2 rRNA genes are annotated in these 3,156 nt (G+C 47.3%); both read right to left on the bottom strand.

What is annotated here, in order from left to right:
* Positions 1 to 2: 2 nt before the first annotated feature.
* Positions 3 to 119 (bottom strand): 5S ribosomal RNA (gene rrf / locus HMPREF1253_RS02455).
* Between the two features lie 27 nt (positions 120 to 146).
* A 23S ribosomal RNA gene (locus HMPREF1253_RS02450) occupies positions 147 to 3,018 on the bottom strand.
* Positions 3,019 to 3,156 lie beyond the last annotated feature (138 nt).

Here is a 3,156-nt window from a genome sequence, read left to right as displayed (position 1 = left end):
AAATCCGGCAATAACCTACTCTCCCAGGCCGTTACCAGCCAAGTACCATCGGCGCATGAAGGCTTAACTTCTGTGTTCGGTATGGGTACAGGTGGATCCCTTCTGCTATCGTCACCGGATTAAACCATCAACTACAAAATCTTTTCTTGGTCAAGTCTTCGACCTATTAGTACTCTCTAGCTTCAAGTATTTCTACTCTTTCACCTTTAGCCTATCTACCTCGTTTTCTTCAAGGGGTCTTATCTTTAGAGGGAAATCTCATCTCGAGGGGGGCTTCGTGCTTAGATGCCTTCAGCTCTTATCCCTTCCAAACTTAGCTGCTCAGCTATGCACTTGGCAGTACAACTGATACACCAGAGGTTTGTCCATCCCGGTCCTCTCGTACTAAGGACAGCTCCTCTCAAATTTCCTACGCCCACGACGGATAGGGACCGAACTGTCTCACGACGTTCTGAACCCAGCTCGCGTGCCTCTTTAATGGGCGAACAGCCCAACCCTTGGGACCTACTTCAGCCCCAGGATGAGACGAGCCGACATCGAGGTGCCAAACCTCCCCGTCGATGTGAACTCTTGGGGGAGATAAGCCTGTTATCCCCGGGGTAGCTTTTATCCGTTGAGCGATGGCCCTTCCACTCGGTACCACCGGATCACTAAGTCCTGCTTTCGCATCTGCTCGACTTGTTGGTCTCGCAGTTAAGCTCCCTTCTGCCTTTATACTCTTCGCACGATTTCCGTCCGTGCTGAGGGAACCTTTGAACGCCTCCGTTACTCTTTCGGAGGCGACCGCCCCAGTCAAACTGCCCGACTGACAGTGTCCCTCTCCCGGTTTCACGGGAGTTGGTTAGAATTCTAGTATTAAAAGAGTGGTATCCCAACGGTGACTCCACAGATACTGGCGTACCTGCTTCTCTGTCTCCCACCTATTCTGTACATTTAATCCCAAAATCCAATGTCAGCCTACAGTAAAGCTCCACGGGGTCTTTCCGTCCTGTCGTGGGTAAGCGGCATCTTTACCGCTACTACAATTTCACCGGATCCTTTGTTGAGACAGTGCCCAAATCGTTACACCTTTCGTGCGGGTCGGAACTTACCCGACAAGGAATTTCGCTACCTTAGGACCGTTATAGTTACGGCCGCCGTTTACTGGGGCTTCAGTTCTATGCTTCGGTCTTCTTACGATTCTCTTACATTTTCCCTTAACCTTCCAGCACCGGGCAGGTGTCAGCTCCTATACTTCGTCTTTCGACTTTGCAGAAACTTGTGTTTTTGGTAAACAGTCGCTTGGGCCTTTTCACTGCGGCCTTCCATTTCTGGCTAGGCTCCCCTTCTCGCTAACTTACGGGGTCATTTTGCCGAGTTCCTTAACAAAGGTTCTTCCGCTCGTCTTAGGATTCTCTCCTCACCTACCTGTGTCGGTTTGCGGTACGGGCGATATCTTGCTTGATAGTGGCTTTTCTTGGCAGTGTGGAGTCGGCTCCTTCTCTACTTATTTTCGATCCGCATCACACTTCATACTTCTCGAGAAGCGGTTTTGCCTACTTCTCATACTTTGTGCTTGCACGCCTCACCAACTGGGCGCTCCGCTTATCCTCCTGCGTCCCCACTTACTTTTTATCGCTTGATATCGGTACAAGATTTTCAACTTGTTGTCCATCGACTACGCCTTTCGGCCTTGCCTTAGGTCCCGACTTACCCTGAGTGGACGAGCCTTCCTCAGGATTCCTTAGGTTTTCGACGGGTGAGATTCTCACTCACCTCTCGCTACTCATGCCAGCATTCTCTCTTGTATTTACTCCACAATGGCTTACGCCTTTTGCTTCTTCGTTTATACATTGCTCCTCTACCAATTATATTTTATATAATTCCACAGCTTCGGTATCTGATTTAGCCCCGGTTATCTTCGGCGCAGGGTCACTTGACTAGTGAGCTATTACGCACTCTTTTAATGCATGGCTGCTTCTAAGCCAACATCCTAGTTGTCTCAGTAACTCCACATCCTTTTCCACTTAATCAGTATTTTGGGACCTTAGCTGGTGGTCTGGGCTCTTTCCCTTTTGACTATGAAGCTCATCCCACATAGTCTGACTCCTTAACGTGTGAGTTGGTATTCGGAGTTTGATAGGTCTTAGTAACGTTTAACGCCCTTCGACTATTCAGTGCTCTACCCCCACTTCACTCTGTTAAAGGCTAGCCCTAAAGCTATTTCGAGGAGAACCAGCTATCTCCGTGTTCGTTTGGCTTTTCACCCCTATCCACAGGTCATCCGATAGCTTTTAAACGCTACCCGGTTCGAGCCTCCATTGAATTTTACTTCAACTTCACTCTGCCCATGGATAGATCACACGGTTTCGGGTCTATGACCATTAACTTTCGCCCTTTTTAGACTCGGTTTCCCTACGGCTCCGACTCTTAGTGTCTTAACCTTGCTTATGATCATAACTCGCTGGCCCGTTCTACAAAAAGTACACGATCATGGCTTTTGCCATTTTCGCTGCTTGTAAACATTAGGTTTCAGTTTCTTTTTCACTCCCCTCCCGGGGTTCTTTTCACCTTTCCCTCACGGTACTTGTTCGCTATCGGTCACCAAGTAGTATTTAGCCTTGGGGGGTGGTCCCCCCGTCTTCCCACAAGATTTCTCGTGTCTCGTGGTACTCTTTCGGACTGATTATTTTTCGTTTTCGTCTACGGGACTGTTACCTTCTTTGGTTATTCTTTCCAGATTATTCGACTAACTATTCTTATCGTTTGTCCTTTTGGGCTTTGTCCTGTTCGCTCGCCGCTACTTGGGACATCGAGTTTTCTTTCTTTTCCTCCGGCTACTTAGATGTTTCAGTTCGCCGGGTTCGCTTCTCATACTTATTTGTTTGGGTATGAGATGATCTTTTGATCGGGTTTCCCCATTCGGATATCTGCGGATCATTGGATATTTGCTCCTTTCCGCAGCTTTTCGCAGCTTGTCACGTCCTTCTTCGCCTCTTGGTGCCTAGGCATCCGCCTAATGCTCTTTTTAACTTGACCTTTATTAATTGACTGTTGTCATTAATTTTTCCAGTGATTTGTCTTTTCTTTATTTCTTTTGAAATTTGATTTGACTAATCTTTTCTTGATTTTTTTGATTTTGTAGTTGTCATGGTTCTTTTGACAATTTTCTATTGT

The sequence above is a fragment of the Peptoniphilus sp. BV3C26 genome, from assembly GCF_000478985.1.
GTDB lineage: Bacteria > Bacillota > Clostridia > Tissierellales > Peptoniphilaceae > Peptoniphilus_B > Peptoniphilus_B koenoeneniae.
This window is presented reverse-complemented; position numbering and strand designations above follow the sequence as displayed.